This window comes from Pseudomonas sp. (genome assembly GCF_051660785.1).
Taxonomy (GTDB): Bacteria; Pseudomonadota; Gammaproteobacteria; order Pseudomonadales; family Pseudomonadaceae; genus Aquipseudomonas.
The window spans coordinates 21,891-40,078 of sequence record NZ_JBOFQE010000004.1 but is presented as its reverse complement, the minus strand read 5'-3'; the positions used below and the strand labels follow the sequence as shown (position 1 = coordinate 40,078).

The 18,188-nt window shown below is 58.7% G+C and carries 17 protein-coding genes; 8 read left to right on the top strand and 9 right to left on the bottom strand.

All coding sequences use genetic code 11. The features are described from left to right. Window positions 1–74: 74 nt before the first annotated feature. The 3 genes from modC to modA are packed head-to-tail and all read right to left on the bottom strand — an operon-like array spanning window position 75 to window position 2,606. Window positions 75–1,154 (bottom strand): molybdenum ABC transporter ATP-binding protein, encoded by a 1,080-nt coding sequence (modC, locus tag ACRC4F_RS01150; protein WP_438657719.1) that lies wholly within the window; start codon window positions 1,152–1,154, stop codon window positions 75–77. Window positions 1,155–1,157: 3 nt separating this feature from the next. Beyond that, on the bottom strand, window positions 1,158–1,838 hold the full coding sequence (gene modB / locus ACRC4F_RS01145; protein WP_131058708.1) for a molybdate ABC transporter permease subunit: 681 nt from the start codon (window positions 1,836–1,838) through the stop codon (window positions 1,158–1,160). Further along, window positions 1,839–2,606, bottom strand: a complete 768-nt coding sequence (gene modA / locus ACRC4F_RS01140) for a molybdate ABC transporter substrate-binding protein (protein WP_438657718.1) — start codon at window positions 2,604–2,606, stop codon at window positions 1,839–1,841. It lies immediately after the preceding gene. 237 nt (window positions 2,607–2,843) lie between these two features. Between modA and ACRC4F_RS01135 the strand changes: the two genes are divergently transcribed. Next, window positions 2,844–3,431: a LysE family translocator gene (locus tag ACRC4F_RS01135; RefSeq protein ID WP_438657717.1), complete on the top strand. Its 588-nt coding sequence runs from the start codon at window positions 2,844–2,846 to the stop codon at window positions 3,429–3,431. A gap of 34 nt (window positions 3,432–3,465) precedes the next feature. Here the strand turns inward: ACRC4F_RS01135 and ACRC4F_RS01130 are convergent, their stop codons facing one another. From ACRC4F_RS01130 to ACRC4F_RS01120, 3 genes are all read right to left on the bottom strand, one after another. After that, on the bottom strand, window positions 3,466–7,143 hold the full coding sequence (locus ACRC4F_RS01130; protein ID WP_438657716.1) for a hypothetical protein: 3,678 nt from the start codon (window positions 7,141–7,143) through the stop codon (window positions 3,466–3,468). 160 nt (window positions 7,144–7,303) lie between these two features. Beyond that, window positions 7,304–8,137, bottom strand: a complete 834-nt coding sequence (locus tag ACRC4F_RS01125) for a helix-turn-helix domain-containing protein (RefSeq protein ID WP_438657715.1) — start codon at window positions 8,135–8,137, stop codon at window positions 7,304–7,306. A gap of 35 nt (window positions 8,138–8,172) precedes the next feature. Next, window positions 8,173–8,670, bottom strand: coding sequence for a VOC family protein (locus tag ACRC4F_RS01120; RefSeq protein ID WP_438657714.1), 498 nt, complete (start codon window positions 8,668–8,670; stop codon window positions 8,173–8,175). A 265-nt stretch (window positions 8,671–8,935) separates the two neighbouring features. On the opposite strand from ACRC4F_RS01120, the gene ACRC4F_RS01115 reads away from it, so the two are divergent. Together ACRC4F_RS01115 and ACRC4F_RS01110 are read left to right on the top strand one after the other, a co-directional pair. Continuing rightward, the gene (locus tag ACRC4F_RS01115) at window positions 8,936–9,184 is read left to right on the top strand and encodes a transmembrane sensor/regulator PpyR (protein WP_438657713.1); all 249 of its coding nucleotides are present in this window, start codon (window positions 8,936–8,938) and stop codon (window positions 9,182–9,184) included. Then, window positions 9,184–10,338: an NnrS family protein gene (locus ACRC4F_RS01110; protein WP_438657712.1), complete on the top strand. Its 1,155-nt coding sequence runs from the start codon at window positions 9,184–9,186 to the stop codon at window positions 10,336–10,338. Before ACRC4F_RS01115 ends, ACRC4F_RS01110 begins: the two co-directional genes overlap by 1 nt. On the opposite strand, the gene ACRC4F_RS01105 is transcribed toward ACRC4F_RS01110, so the two are convergent. Further along, window positions 10,335–11,252 carry a LysR family transcriptional regulator gene (locus tag ACRC4F_RS01105; RefSeq protein ID WP_438657711.1) on the bottom strand — a complete coding sequence of 306 codons (918 nt, stop codon included), beginning with the start codon at window positions 11,250–11,252 and terminating at the stop codon, window positions 10,335–10,337. The two genes, ACRC4F_RS01110 and ACRC4F_RS01105, sit on opposite strands and share 4 nt — an antisense overlap. Before the next feature lie 112 nt (window positions 11,253–11,364). Here ACRC4F_RS01105 and ACRC4F_RS01100 point away from each other — a divergent pair, with 112 nt between their 5' ends. From ACRC4F_RS01100 to ACRC4F_RS01080, 5 genes are all read left to right on the top strand, one after another. Beyond that, window positions 11,365–12,210: an oxidoreductase gene (locus ACRC4F_RS01100; RefSeq protein ID WP_438657710.1), complete on the top strand. Its 846-nt coding sequence runs from the start codon at window positions 11,365–11,367 to the stop codon at window positions 12,208–12,210. Between the two features lie 368 nt (window positions 12,211–12,578). Continuing rightward, window positions 12,579–13,034: a (2Fe-2S)-binding protein gene (locus ACRC4F_RS01095; RefSeq protein ID WP_438657709.1), complete on the top strand. Its 456-nt coding sequence runs from the start codon at window positions 12,579–12,581 to the stop codon at window positions 13,032–13,034. A 25-nt stretch (window positions 13,035–13,059) separates the two neighbouring features. Then, the gene (locus ACRC4F_RS01090; RefSeq protein WP_438657708.1) at window positions 13,060–15,228 is read left to right on the top strand and encodes a molybdopterin cofactor-binding domain-containing protein; all 2,169 of its coding nucleotides are present in this window, start codon (window positions 13,060–13,062) and stop codon (window positions 15,226–15,228) included. 1 nt (window position 15,229) lies between these two features. Beyond that, window positions 15,230–15,808, top strand: a complete 579-nt coding sequence (locus ACRC4F_RS01085; protein ID WP_438657707.1) for a hypothetical protein — start codon at window positions 15,230–15,232, stop codon at window positions 15,806–15,808. A 74-nt stretch (window positions 15,809–15,882) separates the two neighbouring features. Then, window positions 15,883–16,476, top strand: a complete 594-nt coding sequence (locus ACRC4F_RS01080) for a GGDEF domain-containing protein (protein ID WP_438657706.1) — start codon at window positions 15,883–15,885, stop codon at window positions 16,474–16,476. On the opposite strand, the gene ACRC4F_RS01075 is transcribed toward ACRC4F_RS01080, so the two are convergent. Both ACRC4F_RS01075 and ACRC4F_RS01070 read right to left on the bottom strand, forming a co-directional pair. Continuing rightward, complete coding sequence (locus ACRC4F_RS01075) at window positions 16,467–17,750, bottom strand: amidase (protein ID WP_438657705.1); 1,284 nt, start codon at window positions 17,748–17,750, stop codon at window positions 16,467–16,469. The genes ACRC4F_RS01080 and ACRC4F_RS01075 overlap by 10 nt on opposite strands. Continuing rightward, a complete protein-coding gene (locus tag ACRC4F_RS01070) occupies window positions 17,747–18,172 on the bottom strand; it encodes a VOC family protein (protein WP_438657704.1) in 426 nt (141 codons plus the stop codon). Before ACRC4F_RS01070 ends, ACRC4F_RS01075 begins: the two co-directional genes overlap by 4 nt. Between the last annotated feature and the right edge of the window lie 16 nt (window positions 18,173–18,188).

Below are 18,188 nucleotides of genomic sequence, written 5' to 3'. Positions count from 1 at the left end.
GAAAAATCCTTGGTGACGAAGTCAGGGGGCCTGTAAGCCATTGACCGCGCCCGTGCGCCGTGGTGCCGACAGATTTATGCCAGGACGGCCACCGCTTTGATCTGCGCCCAAAGTTGCTGGCCGGGGTGCACGCCCAGTTGGTCCCGAGAGTAGCGAGTGATGCGTGCCAGCAGCGGCGTGCCGGCAGCGTTCAGGCGGATCAGCACGTGGGCGGCGTTATCGGCGCCGATTTCACTGATCACTGTCACCGGCAAGCGATTGAGGATGCTGCTTTGTCCGTCGCCCTGCAGGCTCAGGCTGACATCCCGTGCCTGGACTTTGCAGCGCAGCGCGTGGCCTTGGGTCATGGGCGCGTGCGTCACGCGAATGCTCAGGTCCGTATCGGGCAGTTGCAACGTCAGCAACTGATAGTGCGGGTCATAGGCGCTGACGTGTCCTTCAATCACTACGCCGGCGTCGTCGCCCAGCGCCAAAGGCAAGTCGAGACGCGCCAGGGTTTCACCGATGGGGCCGCTGGCCAGCGCCTTGCCGTTGTTGAGCAGGACGATATGGTCGGCCAGGCGAGCCACTTCATCCTGTGAGTGGCTGACGTACAGCACCGGGATGTCGAGCTCATCGTGCAAGCGTTGCAGGTACGGCAGGATTTCGTTTTTGCGCTGGCTGTCCAGCGCCGCCAGCGGTTCGTCCATCAGCAGCAGTTTCGGGCTGGTGAGCAGCGCGCGCGCGATGCCGATTCGCTGCCGTTCACCACCGGAAAGGTGCTGCGGATGGCGGTCCAGCAGATGACCGATTCCCAGCAGCTCGGTGGCATGCGCCATGTCGACCCGGCGTTGCTGCTTGGGAATTCGCTTCAGGCCGAATTCCAGATTGGCCAGCACCGACAGATGCGGAAACAGACTCGCTTCCTGAAAAACGTAACCCAGTGCGCGTTTATGCGGCGGTACGAAAATCTTCCTGTCGCTGTCCTGCCAGACTTCGTCGTTGACCTGGATAAAGCCCTGTCCGGCCTGTTCCAGGCCGGCGATACAGCGCAAGCACGTGGTCTTGCCTGAACCGGAGTGACCGTAAAGCGCCGTCACCCCGCGACCGGGCATTTGCAGATCCACCGCCAGGGCGAATCCCGAATAATTCAGTTCAAGACGCATATGAATCATCGATCAGCTCCAGCCCGCTTTGGTTTTACGGCTGGAATAGAGCGCCAGCAACACCACAAAGGAGAACACTAGCATCGCGCCGGCCAGCCAATGGGCCTGGGCGTATTCCATGGCTTCGACGTGATCGTAGATCTGTACCGACACCACGCGAGTCTTGTCGGGAATGTTGCCGCCGATCATCAGTACTACGCCGAATTCGCCGACGGTGTGGGCGAAACCGAGAATGGCCGCGGTGATAAAACCGGGTCGAGCCAGCGGCAGGATCACGCTGAAGAACGTATCCCATGGATTGGCGCGCAAAGTAGCGGCCACTTCCAGTGGGCGGGTGCCGATGGCGGAAAAAGCGTTTTGCAGCGGCTGAACCACGAACGGCATCGAGTAAAGCACTGAACCGATCACCAGCCCCGCAAAACTGAACGTGAGCGTGCCGAGCCCCAATGACTGGGTGAAATGACCGATAAAGCCGTTAGGTCCGAGCGCCAATAACAAATAAAAGCCAATCACCGTGGGTGGCAAGACCAGGGGCAGGGCGACGATCGCCCCGACCGGGCCGCGCAGCCAGGATTGGGTGCGCGACAGCCATAACGCAATCGGAGTACCGATAATCAACAGGATAACCGTCGTCAGCGACGCCAGTTTCAGGGTCAGCCAGATGGCGGAAAAATCGGCACTCGTCAGCGACATTTAGAGTTGGTAACCATAGGATTTGATGACAGCGGCGGCTTTCGGCCCCTTGAGGTAGTCAACCAGCGCCTTGGCAGCCGGGTTGTCCTTGCCTTTGTTGAGGATCACCGCATCTTGTTTGATCGGGTCGTGCATGTTGGCCGGAACGATCCAGGCCGAACCGCCGGTGACTTTGCCGTCTTTGTAGATCTGCGACAAGGCCACGAAGCCAAGTTCGGCGTTGCCGGTGGAAACGAACTGATAGGCCTGGGTGATGTTCTGGCCTTCAACGATCTTGTCTTTGACCTGGTCGGTCAGTCCCAGCTTGCCCAGCACTTGAGTGGCGGCCAGGCCATAGGGCGCGGCCTTCGGATTGGCGATGGAGAGGTGCTTGAATTCGTTCTTTTTCAGGACATCGCCCTTGGCATCGACGTAACCCTCCTTGGCTGACCACAACGCCAGCGTACCGATTGCGTAGGTGAAGCGCGAACCCTTGACGGTGTCGCCTTCGGCTTCGAGTTTTTGCGGGGTGGTGTCGTCCGCCGAGAGGAACACTTCGAACGGCGCGCCATTCTTGATCTGGGTGTAGAACTGCCCGGTTGCGCCAAAGGAAGTCACCAGTTTATGCCCGGTGTCTTTCTCGAAATCTGCAGCGATGGCCTGGATCGGCGCAGTGAAGTTGGCGGCGACGGCCACCTGGACTTCGTCCGCCTGGGCGGGCCCGAACGCGAACACGGCGAGAAAGCTTGCAAGGCAGGTCGGGGCAAAACGTGAGGCACGAATGGTCATGAAACGGCTCCGTTATAGGCAAGTGCAACGAGGTGGTAAAACGCTATATAGGGAAATATATAGCGAAATGCCTGCAAACGGAATGCGTTGGATGCTGGTCTCTGGAGTTGCACGATTCTGTAGGCAGCTGGCGACGTCGCAATTGCTCATTGGGGCATTAGGCAGTTTTCTTCAATACGCAGGGCAAGGCGCTCCGTACCTTGAGCGCTGATTTTCCTGAATTGAAGAAGGTGTGCGATGAGTCTGATTATCTCCATGGCGACATTTGCCCTGGTCGCTTCGATTACCCCGGGGCCGGTGAACATTGTTGCGTTGAGTTCGGGGGCGCAATTCGGTTTTCGCGCCAGTCAGCGGCATGTGGCCGGAGCGACGCTGGGTTTCGTTTTATTGCTGGTGTTGATGGGCCTGGGATTGCATGAGGTCTTGCGGCTGTGGCCTGCGCTGACGCGTGTGGTGCAACTGGTGGGCGTGGCGTTTCTATTGTTCATGGCCTGGAAGCTGGCGGCGGACGACGGGCGGATCAATGCAGAAGAGTCGCGCCGGGCGCCGTCCATGCTGTACGGCGCGGTAATGCAATGGCTCAACCCGAAAGCCTGGCTGGCGTGTGTCGCGGGGATGGGCGCCTTCGTCGCGGACGGCGAGGCGCGGTTGGTCTGGCAGTTTGCGGCGGTGTATCTGGTGATCTGCTATGTGTCTGTCGGCTGCTGGGCGTATGCCGGGACGTTTTTGCGTGGCTACCTGGGTAATCCGGCGGGTATGCGCCTGTTCAACCGGACAATGGCGGTGATGTTGGCGGCGTGTGCAGTGGGCCTGATGTTTTCCTGAGCCCTGTCCACGCCCCGTCACGCGGGGCATGGAGTCAGCTCAAGCCGCTCAGGGCATTTTCAGCGGCGAGGCTGGGTGGGTTAAATCGACCTTTCCTCAGTTCTGTGATCGCATAAATCGCCCGCGCGGTGCGCCCGTTGCCATCGACAAAGCTGTGATAACCCAGGAATGCCCCCAGCAGTTGCCTGGCAAAATCATCGCTGGCGGGATCAAGCGTCGTGAGATGTTTTTCCAGCAGGGCGGCTCCAGAGACGCTGGATGGATAACGTGCCTGCGCCGTAGGGCTTCGGAACTGCCCCGTCGGGCCGGGCGCGATAGCTCGATGCAGTTCGTTGTAGACCAGGGGATCCGTCAGGGAATGGGTGTTGCTGCTGTATTCACGCAGCAAGTCTTTAATCGCGTCGGCCTCGTTTCGAGAGCTGGAAGCCTTGAGAATCCAGGCGCAGGCTCGATCATTGTCGCCAGTCAGTCCGCCCGGATTGAACGCGGCCTCGTCAAGTACACCGTTGTAAGGTGCCTTTCCCAGATCCTGGGTGATCAATGCATTTTGATGGATTCGCATGGCTGTCAGGTTCTTGTACTCCACTTGCAGGGTATGGCCGAAAATCTCCGGCAAATCCGTGTAGCCTGGGAATTGGTGCAAGTTGTCCAGGGAATACTTTGCCGCCTGCTGCCGTACTAATGCCTCGACAACGTCCGACGCCATGACCTCTTTGAGACGGCGGGTCGGCTCGGATTTCAAGGCAATATCCAATAGCGAGTTCTCCAGCAAATGCTGAAGCTCCTGTCCGGGAATGGTCTTGAGCAGTTTTGCGTCTGATGTGCGCAGATGTTTGAGTACCTGATGCGTAGTCTCGATGTCATCAGCCTTGAACACCGCTCGTGCATGACTGACGGTATCCAGCGACATGCGGATCTGCGTAGCGCTGCCGGTATGCTCGACGGCCCGGAGCAGTTCATAGGTATTCGAGCCTGCCAGGTAGCGCAACTGCCGCTGAGCCAGGTGCGGGAAGGAGAGGGCGTGAGCGCCGAGTTTTTTCACGCCTCGACCCAGCAGTTTTCCGCCGCCCTTGAGTAATTGGGGAACGCCGTCAACGGGATTGAAAAGACTGAGGGTGGTGGCCGCGACAACTTTCGATGCGAGTAGCAGTTTCGAGACCAGGGTCGTGGCTTTTGTGCTGATAGCGGCAACTTTGATGCCGACGGCAGCGACGGAAACAAAAAGCGACGCAGCGTCCATCACGCAACCCAGGATGGCACCCCTTTGCCGCGAAGCATCTCCAGAGGACAGTTCCTCGACGCATTCCTTGAACGGAATGATCAGGTTCAGAATGAACGTGAAGAGGGCATCGGTCCTTTCAATGGCCTTCTCACGTTCGGTCTGATCGAGGCCCAGTTGCGTCAGTTCAAGCTCGGTGAAATACGGGTTTTCTTTTGCGATCAAGTCGGCGATAGCGGCTTTTCGCGTGGAGCGAAAATTGCGGTTTGGCGTAGTGGTGTCGGCATCCGCTGATGATGTGTTGAACTCACCAATCTTGCGGATGAAAAAAGCCGATTTGTAATCGCTGCGGGGGGCTGTGTTCGCTCTGAAAGCCTGTATGTCCAGACGGCCTTCCAAGGGGGATTTGTGATCTACAAAAACTGCTTTGGCGGTGGCCCCATCAGTCATTACGAGAGGGCGAAATATTTTACTGAGTTCCTCGCTGTATACGCACTCCATCCTCATCGGGAACAGCTGGTAACAGCGAAGTTCTGAATCAAGTGCCGCACAGATGAGTACACCGTAACGGCCGGTTTTTCCCGGAAGGGGAGTAAGCGGTCTTGTAGCGTGAACCGGATTCGCAATATCAGTGAATCGGGTCGTTGTGTAATCCTGAACGCAATAGAGGCCCAAGTGACCTTCTTCAATAAACTGTCTGTCCAATAAGCCAAGTTGCGAGAATGTAACTTTGATAATGGCCGATAACGCGTCGGTCATTGCGATGTGATGGTTGTGGATTACTTGCTCATATAAACCAGCAACGGGGTAAAGGTGAACCAGGTCAGGATACGTCTGGTAAACACTGCTCCCATTAACCCGATCCCACTCTTCAGTGTGAAGTTCGTCGCCCAGATAGAGATCGACAATCGACACCTTCCTTCCTGCACCTCCACCCGTACCGCGATGTTTGACCAACAATTCATCAGGGTCACAATCAGGTACCCGGGATATCAATTCTTTCAGCGCGAGAGATTTGCGTTGGGGCAATGGACTGCCCAAGTCAGACAATGCGCTTGTCATCATGTCTACCTGTTGCTGGTATTCCTCCATGGCCAAAGTAACGGCTTGCTGACTGAGGTCGCCTTCAGAATTCCGGGCGATCAGGGTGTTCATCAGCGCCCAAGTGATCACCGGGTCAGCCGAGTTCGCGGCGAACACGGCTTTCAACTCAGGCGTCAGTTCCGATGCCTGGGCAAACCCCAGCAGGTGCTGATAGGTCATGCTCCGGGAAACACCGGGTTCGATCGCTTCGGCAAAGTGTACGGCTTGGGTGAAAACGACCCAGGCCAATGTACCGATACGCAGATTGGACGGGTGGTCAAGGGCAAGATATTCCGGCGCCATGCCCCCCAATACCCATTCCGCGACCAACGGCGCAATGACGTTGTCGAGCTTGCATTGGCTGACCAGATGATTTTCAAGTTGCGCGCGCACCTCTGATGGGCGGGCGAGCAAATGGTGTTTCGCGTACAGGTCAAATCCTGCAAACGATGTATTGGCACTGTCCAGATCTGGGTCCAGGTCGAGCAGCATCACCGCAATCAGCAGTTGTTCGATGAACTGTTCCGTGGGTAGGGCTCCTGACTTGTCCGCGAACCAACCCAGGGCGTCGATATAGGCTTGACCCTGGTCAGCCAACAAGACCGTTATATCTATCAGCCGCTTCAAGCGATAACTCTGGCCGCTCGGCAGGGTGTCCGGAGATTCGGCTTCGACTTGCAAAGCTCTGCCGTACAGGGTAGCCAGCGGAATTTCTCCCTCGGTATAAAGTTCGATGGTGTCTCGAATAATGCTGCGATTTTCCTCCGTCAGTTCGAAGGGCGAGTCTTTGGGCGAGTCCAGCAATTGCCAGTAATTTCCATAAGGCGAGTTGTTGGGGAGCGTGGCGAAAGTGAGCAAGTCCAACAGTTCTCTGGCGCCTTCTTCCGTGATGGGAATCGCCACCCCGTGAAAGCGCAGCCACTGACCGATGGCGATTTGTTTGCTCGACGTGACAAACCCGCCGGTCAATCTGGCTGTCTGGGCCAGAAGTTTCAGATCTTCTTCGAAGTCGACGAGACCAGTAAAAGCGTCCGTGATGTCCACCGGTGTGGAAAAGTAAGTAACGGTAACCGTGACTGACTGGTGCTCGCGGCTGCTGAGGTTTTGATAAGCGTATGAAAGCCGACCCTGCTCATCGACCTGAAATACAGCAGTTTCGGGGATGGATTGCTCTTTAAGGATTCTGGAAATTTCGGTTTGCCCGATCAATCTTCTCAGACAAACATGACCTGGACGGTGAGCAGTATCAAATGCCGAGCCGTTCACGCCGGTGGCGGTCAGACGGTTCCATGACCAGCCGATGTTCTCTTTGATGTATTCATCGTCAATGAGGATGGCGAGGGCGTTAATGATCGATTGTTTCTGCTGTTCGTTGATTGAGAGATAAAGGGTGTTATCGGTGGTGTCCAAGTTTGAAGTTCCATCTTCTGATTATTTGATTGTTGCGTACAGCGGCAGATTAGAGGCTGTACCAGAAGTTGGATATTGCACTTGCATTTCATTGTGTTTCGTTTTGCTGGAGTGGGGATTATTACTTGTGCAGTGTGCAGCGTTTATTGTCAGCGAAACTTCAGCCGCGATACTGCCCTGGTGTTGCCGCCAGATGTTGTTTAAATGCCCGCTGAAAGTGCGCCTGATCAGCAAACCCCGCTTCCAGCGCCACATCTGCGATCAACTTCCCTCTGCGCAGTTGATCGCGTGCGAACTGGATCCTCCGGTTGACCAGAAAGGCATGGGGTGTCATGCCGAAATGCTGTTTGAACGCGCGGATCAGGTACGAAGGAGACAGTTGAGCCGCTGCGCAAATATCCTCGAGTTTGAGCAATTGCGTGCAGTTGTCACGGATGAAATCGGCGGCCCGTTCCAGCTTGAAATTTGGTTCGCGCAGTGGTTGATCGATGGGATTGAGCCGCTGTTGCACATCGGTAAAAAACTCCACCGCCGCGCTGTGTTTGCACAACACATCCTGCAGGGGATCAGCCAGTATTTCGTATAAAACGTTGAGGCCGGCGAACAGGTGGCCATCGCGGGTATGGGTGACGGAAAACCGTCTGAACGCCAAGTCCTGGCTGAAGCCGAGCTGATGTTGCAAATCGGTCAGCCAGGGAGTCTCGACATACAGCATCAAATACGACCAGGGTTGGTCGTCAATCGGATTGCAGGCATGGACGTCATCGGGGTTCATCAGCACCACAGTGCCGACGCTGACTTGAAATTCCGATTGTTCATGGAGGTAGGTACTGCGCCCGGCGGTGATCGCACCGATGGAAAAATGCTCGTGGGAATGCCGGGTGTAGCAGACCTCGCGCCCGTCGGCGATGGAGCGGGCTTCAATGAAGGGCAGGGCATCGTCGCGCCAGAAGCGCGGTGCTTTGTCGGCGTCTTTGGCAGCGGTGTGCTTCATCGTCAGTGTCCTCGGCAGGCCAGCAACGGAGTGTATTAGCTCTCGCCGTCAAAGGCTCGCTGCAAGGCGGCGATGTCGAGTTTTTTCATCTGCATCATGGCTTGCATGGCCCGTTGCGATTTCTTCGTGTCGGGGTCTTTGAGCATGTCCATCATGGCAATCGGCACGATCTGCCAGGACAAGCCGAATTTGTCCTTGACCCAACCGCATTGCTCGTTTTCTGGATGGGCGGAAAGTGAGCCCCAGAAGTAGTCGACTTCTTCCTGGGTCTGGCAATTGACCTGAAACGAAATCGCCTCGCTGAACTTAAATACAGGGCCGCCGTTGAGTCCAGTCATAGGCTGTCCATCGAGTTCGAAACTGACCGTCAATACCGAGCCTTCAGGCATGCCATGCACGTCCTGGCCAGCCTTGCCGTAGTGAGTAATGGCGGTGATTTTCGAATGATCGAAGATCGAACAGTAAAACTTCGCCGCTTCTTCGGCCTGATTGTCGAACCAGAGGCAGGGAGTCAGCTTTTGCACGCGTTGCATGGTGATGCTCCTTTACGGGTTACTCATGCTGGATTATCAGCGTAGCCAGCTTGTAGTCGATTGGCTGGACCGTAGATCGACATTTCCCCCGTAGATGGGTAGGGCGTTGAGTCAAAATGACAATGACTAGAGTCATAAAGACCATTATCGAAAATGGTCTTTATGACTCTGGTCGGCTCAGTGTGCTGATTTATAAGGAGTAAATAAGTGGCACGGGACTTGATAAGGAAAACGTACAACTGAACTGCTTCAGGAGTACGGAAAAATGTTCGATTTCTTCAGCAATCCTCAGAACGTTCTGCACCTGTCGAGCCGCATGCTTGGCGCTGGCCTGGCGCTGCTCCTGGCCGGTATCTACGGCGCTTACCTTTACGACGGTCATTTGCCGATTGTCGTCCTGGTGACCCTGCATGCGATGACTATCATTGGGCCAACCTTGATCAAGATTGGTTACGTCATGCGCTTGCTGGCCCAGCATCGCTTGGGTAAAGGCCTGGTCAGGGCGGTGGCCTGATGCGTCGACTCGCCGCTGCGCCAGTCTTCAGTCTCGGCTTCAGACCGTTCTTCTTGGCAGGTGCCGGGTTTGCCGCAATCGCTGTGGCGATCTGGGCGCTTTGGTTGTACGGGCGACTGCCCGGCGCTCAACCTGTCGGCGGGATGCTGGCCTGGCACCGACATGAGATGCCGTTTGGCTTCGCCTCGGCCATCATCGCCGGATTCCTGCTCACCGCCGTGCCGAACTGGACAGGGCGCCCGGGCCTCAACGGCTGGCCCCTGATCGGATTGGTGCTGGTATGGCTGCTGGCGCGACTGGCCTGGTTGCTGCCCATTCCCGATAGCCTGTTACTGGCCTCGCAAGTTCCTTTTCTCCCGCTGCTGGCATGGGCGATCGGACGGGATCTGGTGGCGGCGGGCAAACGCGATAACTATCCGATTCTGTCGGTGATTGCACTGATGGCCGGTTGTCAGGCCATGACGCTGTGGGGCCTCGCGACGGACGACGCGGGTCTGCAAAGGCGTGGCGTGTTGGCGGCCTTGTGGCTGGTGGCGGCGCTGATGACGGTGATTGGTGGCCGGGTCATTCCCTTCTTCATCCAGCGTGGCTTGAACCGTGCCGTTGCACCCGCCGCAAGCCCGCTGCCGACCAAAGTGTTGTTGCTGAGCAGCCTGCTTGCCGCCATGTCTTTTGCTGGCGGGTTGAACGACGCCTCCAGATCCTGGCTGGCGGCATTATTTCTGCTGATGGGTGTATTGCACCTGCTGCGCTTGTGGCGCTGGCATGATCGAGGTATTTGGCGCGTGCCGCTGCTCTGGTCGCTGTACCTCGCTTACGCCTGGCTGGTGGTTGCAGCGCTGGCGATGGCGATGTGGCACGCAGGCCTTATGCCGCAACAAAGTCTTGCCACGCACGCCTTGGCCGTCGGTGGTATCGGTGGGCTGATTCTGGCCATGATTGCGCGGGTCAGCCTGGGTCATACCGGGCGATTGTTGCGGGTCTCGAACTCCGTGGTGCTGGGACTTGCCTTGCTGGTGATCGCCGGTGTGAGCCGGGTAATTCTTGTACCGTTTTCCGGGCTGGGGCTGGGCCTCTCGGCACTGCTTTGGAGCAGTGCTTTCGGCCTGTTTCTCATGCACTACACCGGCATTCTGCTCAAGCCCAGGCTCTAACGTCCCAGGCCACCGCGCTCAGCGATCCACTGCGTGGCCATATCGATGAAGGCGCGCAGTTTCGGTTGAGTCTGGGTACGGCTGGGGAAATACAGGTACAACGCCGAACTGAGCGGCACGAACGGCTGCAGCACCTGCTCCAGCTGACCGTTCGCCAGTTCGTCGATGATCTCCAGGTTGCAGGCGTAGGCTAGTCCGAGACCGTTTCGGGCGGCGGAGACCATCAGTCTGCGATCATTGACCATCACGCCACTTTCAACGCCCACCGTGAAGTCTCGCCCGTCGCGGCGAAACTCCCAGCGATGCGCGTTGCCGGAGTTGGCGAAGCGAAAGCCGATGCACTCATGTCGGGTCAGCTCATCAGGGCTAAGCGGTTTGCGGGCCTTGGCGAAGTACGCTGGCGAGCCGACCACCGACCATTGCAGGTCCGGTGTCAGGCGCACGGCGATCATGTCTTTCTCGATGGACTCCCCCAGCCGGATCCCGGCATCGAAACCGCTCTCCATCAGGTCGACCGTGGCGTCGTCCAGGGAGATGTCGAGGCTGACCTGCGGATAAGCCTGGCGAAACAGCGGCATCAGCGGCTCGATCAACAAGGCGCCGGACAGACGCGGTGCGGTGATGCGCAGCGTGCCCATCGGTTGGTCGCGAAAACCGCTGAGCACCGCCAGGGCTTCATCGATTTCACTGGCGGCCGGGCGCAAACGGGCGAACAGGCTGGTGCCGGCCTCGGTCAATGCCACGCGGCGTGTCGTGCGCTGGAACAGCAACACGCCAGTGCGCCGCTCCAGCAGCTTGATCGCATGGCTGACCGCCGTGGGCGTCACCGCCAACCGGGTAGCGGCGAGGGTGAAGCTTTTGTGCTCGGCCACCGCCAGAAACTCGGTCAAGCCGTCGAAGGGGTCGTGATTCATATCGGCGCCATTATGAAAGACAGTTTCATAGTGCTTGTAACACGAGGCCATTTTTCCGACCAATCTTCCTGCGTACCTTGTGCTCACCCCAACCCAAACAAGGAACTCGATCATGACCACTTCCCACACCTTCAAACGTGTCTGGCTCATCACTGGCGCTTCCCGCGGTATCGGCGCAAAAATCGCGGCCGCCGCACTGGCCAATGGCGACGCGGTGGTGGCCACCGCCCGTGATGCCAGCAGCGTCACCCAGCGTTTTGGCACTCAACCCGCATTGCTCGCCGTGTCCCTGGATGTCACCAACGAAGCGCAAGGCGTTGCGGTTGCCAAGGCAGCCATCGACCACTTCGGGCGTATCGACGTGCTGGTCAACAACGCGGGCTTCGGTTTGCTGGGCGCGGTGGAAGAAGCCAGCGCCGACGAAGTGCGACGGGTGTACGAAACCAATGTCTTCGGCTTGTTGAACATCACTCGCGCCGTCCTGCCGTACATGCGCGCCGCTCGCAGTGGGCATGTGATCAACCTGTCATCCGTGGGCGGTTACGCATCGGGGCCGGGCTTTGGCGTCTACTGCTCGACCAAATTTGCCGTCGAAGGCCTGAGCGAGGCGCTGCACGCCGAGTTGGCGCCATTAGGTGTCAAAGTGACTGTTGTCGAGCCAGGTTACTTCCGCACCGAGTTCCTCGAAGGCAATTCGCTGGTGGAATCCCCGTCCACGATTGCCGACTACGAGAGCACCGCGGGTGAAGTGCGCAAAATTGCCAAGGCCGTGACCCTGAATCAACCGGGCGATCCGGACAAGCTCGCGCAGACCATGATCACCCTGGTGGAAGCAAAAAAAGCACCGCTGCGCTTGCCGCTGGGCAGTGACTGTGTCGTCGCGATCGAAGCCAAGAACGCCTTCGTCGCCGATGAATTGCAGACATGGCGCGAAGTGTCGGTCTCCACTGACTATTGATCACTTTCGTGTGGTGAGGGGGCTTGTTGTGGCGAGGGAGCTTGCTCCCGTTGGGCTGCGCAGCGGCCCCAAAATCTCCAAACCCGGTACATTAGAAATACCGTGCTGGCTGGTTTTACGACGGCTATGCCGCCGAGTGGGAGCAAGCTCCCTCGCCACAAAAGCGCAACTAATCACACAAGCACATTGGCCACAAAAGGTCATTCCAGGGCTGCCCATTGAGGTGGCCTTTTTGTGACCGGTGGTCGATGAACCGGTCTCCGCCGGCATTTTGCGCTTAGCTGTAGGGATAACCCGAGGCGCGCGTGGGCATTTTGTTGACACCGCGACGCCCCCTTCAGAACACCGTGAGTCTGAGGAATTTCGCAATGCTGACCCTGAACATCAATGGCAAGGATCAGGAGCTGGATGTCCCCGCGGACATGCCGCTGCTCTGGGTCCTGCGCGATGTCGCGCACCTGACGGGCACTAAATTCGGTTGCGGCATGGCCCAGTGTGGTGCCTGCACCGTGCACGTCGACGGCGCGCCACTGCGTTCCTGCATTACGCCCGCCACCGCGGTGGCCCACGGGCAAAAAATCCTCACCATCGAAGGCCTGTCCACCGACGGTTCGCACCCGGTGCAGCTAGCCTGGGCCGAACTCGACGTGGTGCAGTGTGGTTACTGCCAGTCCGGACAGATCATGTCCGCCGCCGCGTTGCTGGCGAAGATCCCCAAGCCCACCGACAGCGACATCGATCAGGCGCTCTCCGGCAATATCTGCCGCTGCGGCACCTACCCAAGAATCCGTGCCGCGGTCAAACGCGCCGCCGAGATCGGTTGATGCCACGTTGACGGGAGTCTGAACCATGAACAGCATCAACCCCGTGTCACGCCGCGGTTTTCTCAAGGGCAGCGCATTGCTGGGCGGTGGTCTGGTGGTGGCGTTCGTCATTCCCGGCGCACATCGCTTCGCCCTGGGGGCGGAAAATGAAGGCAACATTTTCGCGCCGAATGCGTTTTTACGGATCGGCAACGACAACAGCGTCACCGTTTTGCTCGGCCATTCGGAAATGGGCCAGGGCATCTGGACCGGCCTGACCATGTTGATCGCCGAAGAACTGGACGCCGACTGGTCGACCATCCGTGTCGAACATTCACCCGCGTCGGCGGCGGATTACGGCATGGCGGGATTCGGCGGGATGCAGATCACCGGCGGTTCGACCTCGACCTGGATGGAGTTCGATCGCTATCGCCAGGCTGGCGCGGCAGCGCGCTTGATGCTGATCGATGCCGCCGCCAAGCGCTTCAATGTCGCGCCCTCGGCGATTCACACCGAGTCCGGCGTGGTCATTGCCGGCGACAAACGTGCGACCTACGGCGAACTGGCGGATGACGCCGGCAAGCTGCCGGTTCCGGACCCGGGTTCGATCAAGTTCAAGGAAGCCAAGGACTGGAAACTCATCGGCAAACCGACCAAGCGCCTGGACACGCCAGAGAAAATCACCGGCCGCGCCAAGTTCGGCATGGACGTGCAATTCGAGGGCTTGATGACCGCCATGGTGGCCCGCTCACCGGTGTTCGGCGGCAGCGTCAAATCCTTCGAAGGCGCCGAGGCGCTGGCCGTACCGGGCGTGCACAAAGTATTGCAGGTGCCCACGGGCGTAGCGGTGATTGCCGATCATTACTGGGCGGCAAAGCTCGGGCGCGATGCGCTGAAAGTCGAGTGGGACCTGGGGCCGAATGCCGGCCTCGACAGTCAGACATTGCTGGAGAGTTTCCGCAAACTCGCGGCTACCCCCGGCGCCTCGGCCAGCAAAGCCGGCGATACCACGGCGGCGCTGGGCAAAGCCGCCAAGACCGTGGACGTCGAATACAGCGTGCCGTACCTGGCCCACGCGCCGATGGAACCACTCAATTGCACGGTGAAAATCAGCAAGGACAAGTGCGAGATCTGGACCGGCACGCAGTTCCAGACCCTGGACCAAATGATCGCGGGCAAGATCACCGGACTCAAACCCGAACAAGTTGAAATCCATACGGAATTTCTTGGTGGCGGCTTCGGCCGTCGGGCCAATCCGACCTCGGATTTTGTCTCAGAAGCCGTGCAGGTCGCGAAAGCGGCGGGCGCGCCGGTGAAAACCGTCTGGTCCCGGGAGGACGACGTGCGCGGCGGTTACTACCGTTCGGCATTCCTGCATCAGGCACGCATTGGCCTGGACGCCAGCGGCATGCCTTTGGCCTGGAAGCATGTGATGGTCGGTCAGTCGATCATGGCTGGCACCATGCTCGAAGCCACCATGGTCAAGGATGGAATCGACAAGACCTCGGTCGAAGGCGTAGCCGACAGCCCTTACCTCGAAGGCCTGGCCAATCACCAGGTGGAACTGCACTCACCGACAACCGGCATCAGCGTGTTGTGGCTGCGTTCGGTGGGGCACAGCCACACCGCATTTGTCATGGAATCATTGATCGACGAACTGGCGGAAGCGGCCGGCAAGGATCCGGTGGAATACCGACGCACCTTGCTCAAGGCGCACCCGCGACATTTGGGCGTGCTCAACCTTGCCGTCGAGAAAGCCAACTGGAAGGCGCCATTGCCGGACGGCCATGCGCTGGGTGTGGCGGTGCATGAGTCTTTTGGCAGTTACGTAGCGCAGGTCGCGGAAGTGTCCCAGGACAACCTGAAAATCCGCGTGCACCGGGTGGTGTGCGCGGTGGACTGCGGGATTGCAGTCAACCCGATGAGCATCGCTGCGCAAATGGAATCCTGCATCACCTTCGGCCTCGGCTTTACCTTGCACAGCAAACTGACGTTCAAGGATGGCCAGGTGGTGCAATCCAATTATCACGACTATCAGGTGCTGCGGCTCAACGAAATGCCGGTGGTCGAAGTGCATATCGTGCCGAGCACCGAAAGATCTGGCGGTATCGGCGAAGCCGGTGTTCCACCTACGGCGCCGGCAGTGGCCAACGCGGTGTTTGCCCTGACGGGGCAGCGCTTGCGGGAGCTGCCGTTGCAACTGTCGGGGGTGTGAGATGAAACGACATCTGATTCTTGGCACGGTGGTGTTGATCGGCCTGGCTGTCTATACCGAGCACGTGTTAGCTGACGACAAGGAAGCCATCAAGGCGTTTGATACGGTGCAGAAGGTGTTCCAGAGTCCGCGCTGCCAGAACTGTCATATACCGGGCGATTCGCCGTTGCAGTTCGACGCTGGCATTCCACACGCGATGAATGTCGTACGCGGCATGGACGGCAAGGGCGCCGCCGGTTTGCCCTGCGCGACCTGTCACGCCGAGGCCAATCCGCCTGCCAGTTACGGGCCGAATGCGCCACCGGGGGCGCCGCATTGGAGCTTGCCGCCCGCCGCACACAAAATGGCCTGGATCGGTCTGCCAGCCAACAAGTTGTGCGCGATGATCAAGGACCGTTCCAGTAACGGTGACCGTGATTTCGCCGCACTGATCAAGCACGTCAGCGAAGACAAACTGGTGCTCTGGGGCTGGAATCCGGGTGAGGGAAGGGCGCCGGTGCCGGTGCCGCACGACATTTTCGTCAGCCAGTTCAAGCTGTGGGCGGACGCTGGAGGGCCGTGTCCGGTGGAGGGCATTTGACCGGCGGTCCGTTAACAGGGAGTCAAACCGGGTATGCACGACTCTAAAGTTCATATCCGCCAATGGAGTAAGTGATGCTGATCCCAGGCAAACCGGGCAAGCGAAGTGCTTGCACCGACCCGACGCGTTCGCCACATCAGGAACGTGAATTGCTGCGCGATCTGGCCCGCAAGGCCGAGCAAGAACTGATGGGCGTGCAGATGGCGAGCATGGACGAGTTGACGTTGCTGCCCAACCGCCACGGTTTTACAGCGCTGGCCCAACAAGGGCTGGACGCCTGCCAGCAGTTGGGAATCCCCGCGACGCTGCTGTTTTTCGACCTCGATAATTTCAAGCAAATCAACTACCTGTACGGGCGGACAGAAGGCGACAACGCCCTGAAAACCTTTGCCGACGTGCTGCGGATCGCCTTTCGCGAAAGCGATGTGATTGGCCGGCTGGGTGACGATGAGTTTGTCGCCTTGCTGACGGGTTCCAGCGTTGTCGAACTGTGCGCGATCATGGCACGCCTCGGAGAAATACTCGGCGAGCGCAATGCCACGGCGAATCGCAGTTTTGCCATTCACTACAGCATTGACCAGGTCGAGTTCGATGCCCGGCTCAACCAGACTGCGCAAGACTTGTTGGCGTTGGCAGACAAGGCAATGCACGACACTCGTCATTCTTGAGCCTGAGTGGTGCTTTGCAAGACCGCTGCAACGTGCCCGGCGGTTCGCAGTAGCCGACCGTCATCCCTGAATTTGCCGATCATCTGCAAACCGATCGGTAAACTGCCTTTTGCGCGGGCCAGCGGAATATTGACCTGCGGCCAGCCAAACGCCCCCCAGAACTTGATGAAATCAGACGGTCCGGTGCTTTCCAGACCCATCGGTGCAACCATCCCGCACGAGGCGCCGAGCATGGCGTCGAAGGGTTGGCAAAGCTCAGTCAAGCGGGGGCCAAGTTTGGCCAGGCGCGCCTTGGCAGCGGTTTCCTGCTCCCAGGTTGTTGCCGCTGCCCGCTCGAACATGGCCAGTATCGAAGGGCTCAATTGTGCCCGGTGTTGTTGAAATTCCTTGGTCAGCGAGCGGGCACCTTCGCAATCGTTGATCAGCAGATGGTCGTCGAATACACCGGCAAATTCGTCGGGCAGTTGCAGTTCGCTCACCTGATGGCCGGCACTGCGCAACTGATCCGCTGCTTGCTCCAAATCGTGGGCTACCTCGGAGTCCACCTGATCCCAGCGCGCCGTGCGGCAGAAACCCAGTCGCAGTGGACGCCGCTCGACGTCCGGCACGGCAAAACCGGGAATCAACACCCGCGCCACAAGGTGCAGATCGCGCACCGATCGTCCATACCAGCCCACGGTGTCGAAGCTCGGCGCCAGCGGTTTTACACCTTCCAGCGATACCAGTCCCAGCGATGGTTTGTAAGCGAAGAGGCCGCAATAAGATGCCGGCTTGAGCAATGAACCTGCGGTCTGGGTGCCCAGCGCCAAGGCAAAGAAACCCGCCGCCATCCCGGCTGCCGAACCCGCGCTGGAGCTGCCTGGCGTGCGAGCGAGGTCGTGGGGATTGCGGGTCGGACCGGTGTGCATGTAGGCAAACTCGGTGGTGTGCGTCTTTCCCATGATCAGCGCCCCGGCCTGGCGCAGCAGGGTCACTACGTGAGCGTCCCTGGACGGTTGATGGTCGGTGTAGATGGGCGAGAAGAATTGCGTAGGGTAGGCCGCGGTGTCGAAGATGTCCTTGATGCCTACGGGGACGCCGGCCAGCAGGCCACGGCCATTGTTCTGCGCAGCATCGGCGCGTACTTGCCGGGCGTCGAAGGCGACGAATGCCTGGATGTCCGGCTCCTGCGCCTGAATGCGCTCAAGAAAGGTTTCGGCGATGGCGACAGCGGTCGTATCACCACTGACCACCGCTTCACTGAGGGAGGTGGCGTCGAGAGTAGGACGGATCATTTGGCGAACAACTGATTGATGTCCTTGAACGCCTTGAACTCCAACGCGTTGCCGCACGGATCGAAGAGAAACATCGTCGCTTGTTCACCCACCAGACCCTGAAAGCGGATGCCCGGCTCGATCACAAAACGCGTATCGAGGTCTTTCAAGCGTTCGGCCAGCGCCTCCCAATCCGCCATCGGCAATACCACACCGAAATGCGGCACCGGCACGTTATGCCCGTCCACGGCATTGGTGTGCGCGGCTTCCTGAGAAGCGTTTTTCGGCGCGAGGTGAATCACCAGTTGATGGCCGAAAAAGTTGAAGTCGACCCAGTGGTCGCTGGAGCGGCCTTCTTCCAGGCCGAACACTTCGCTATAGAAGCGCCGGGCAGCGGCCAAATCGTAAACCGGGACAGCCAGGTGAAAAGGAGAGAGTTGCATGGGGATTCGCCTCTTA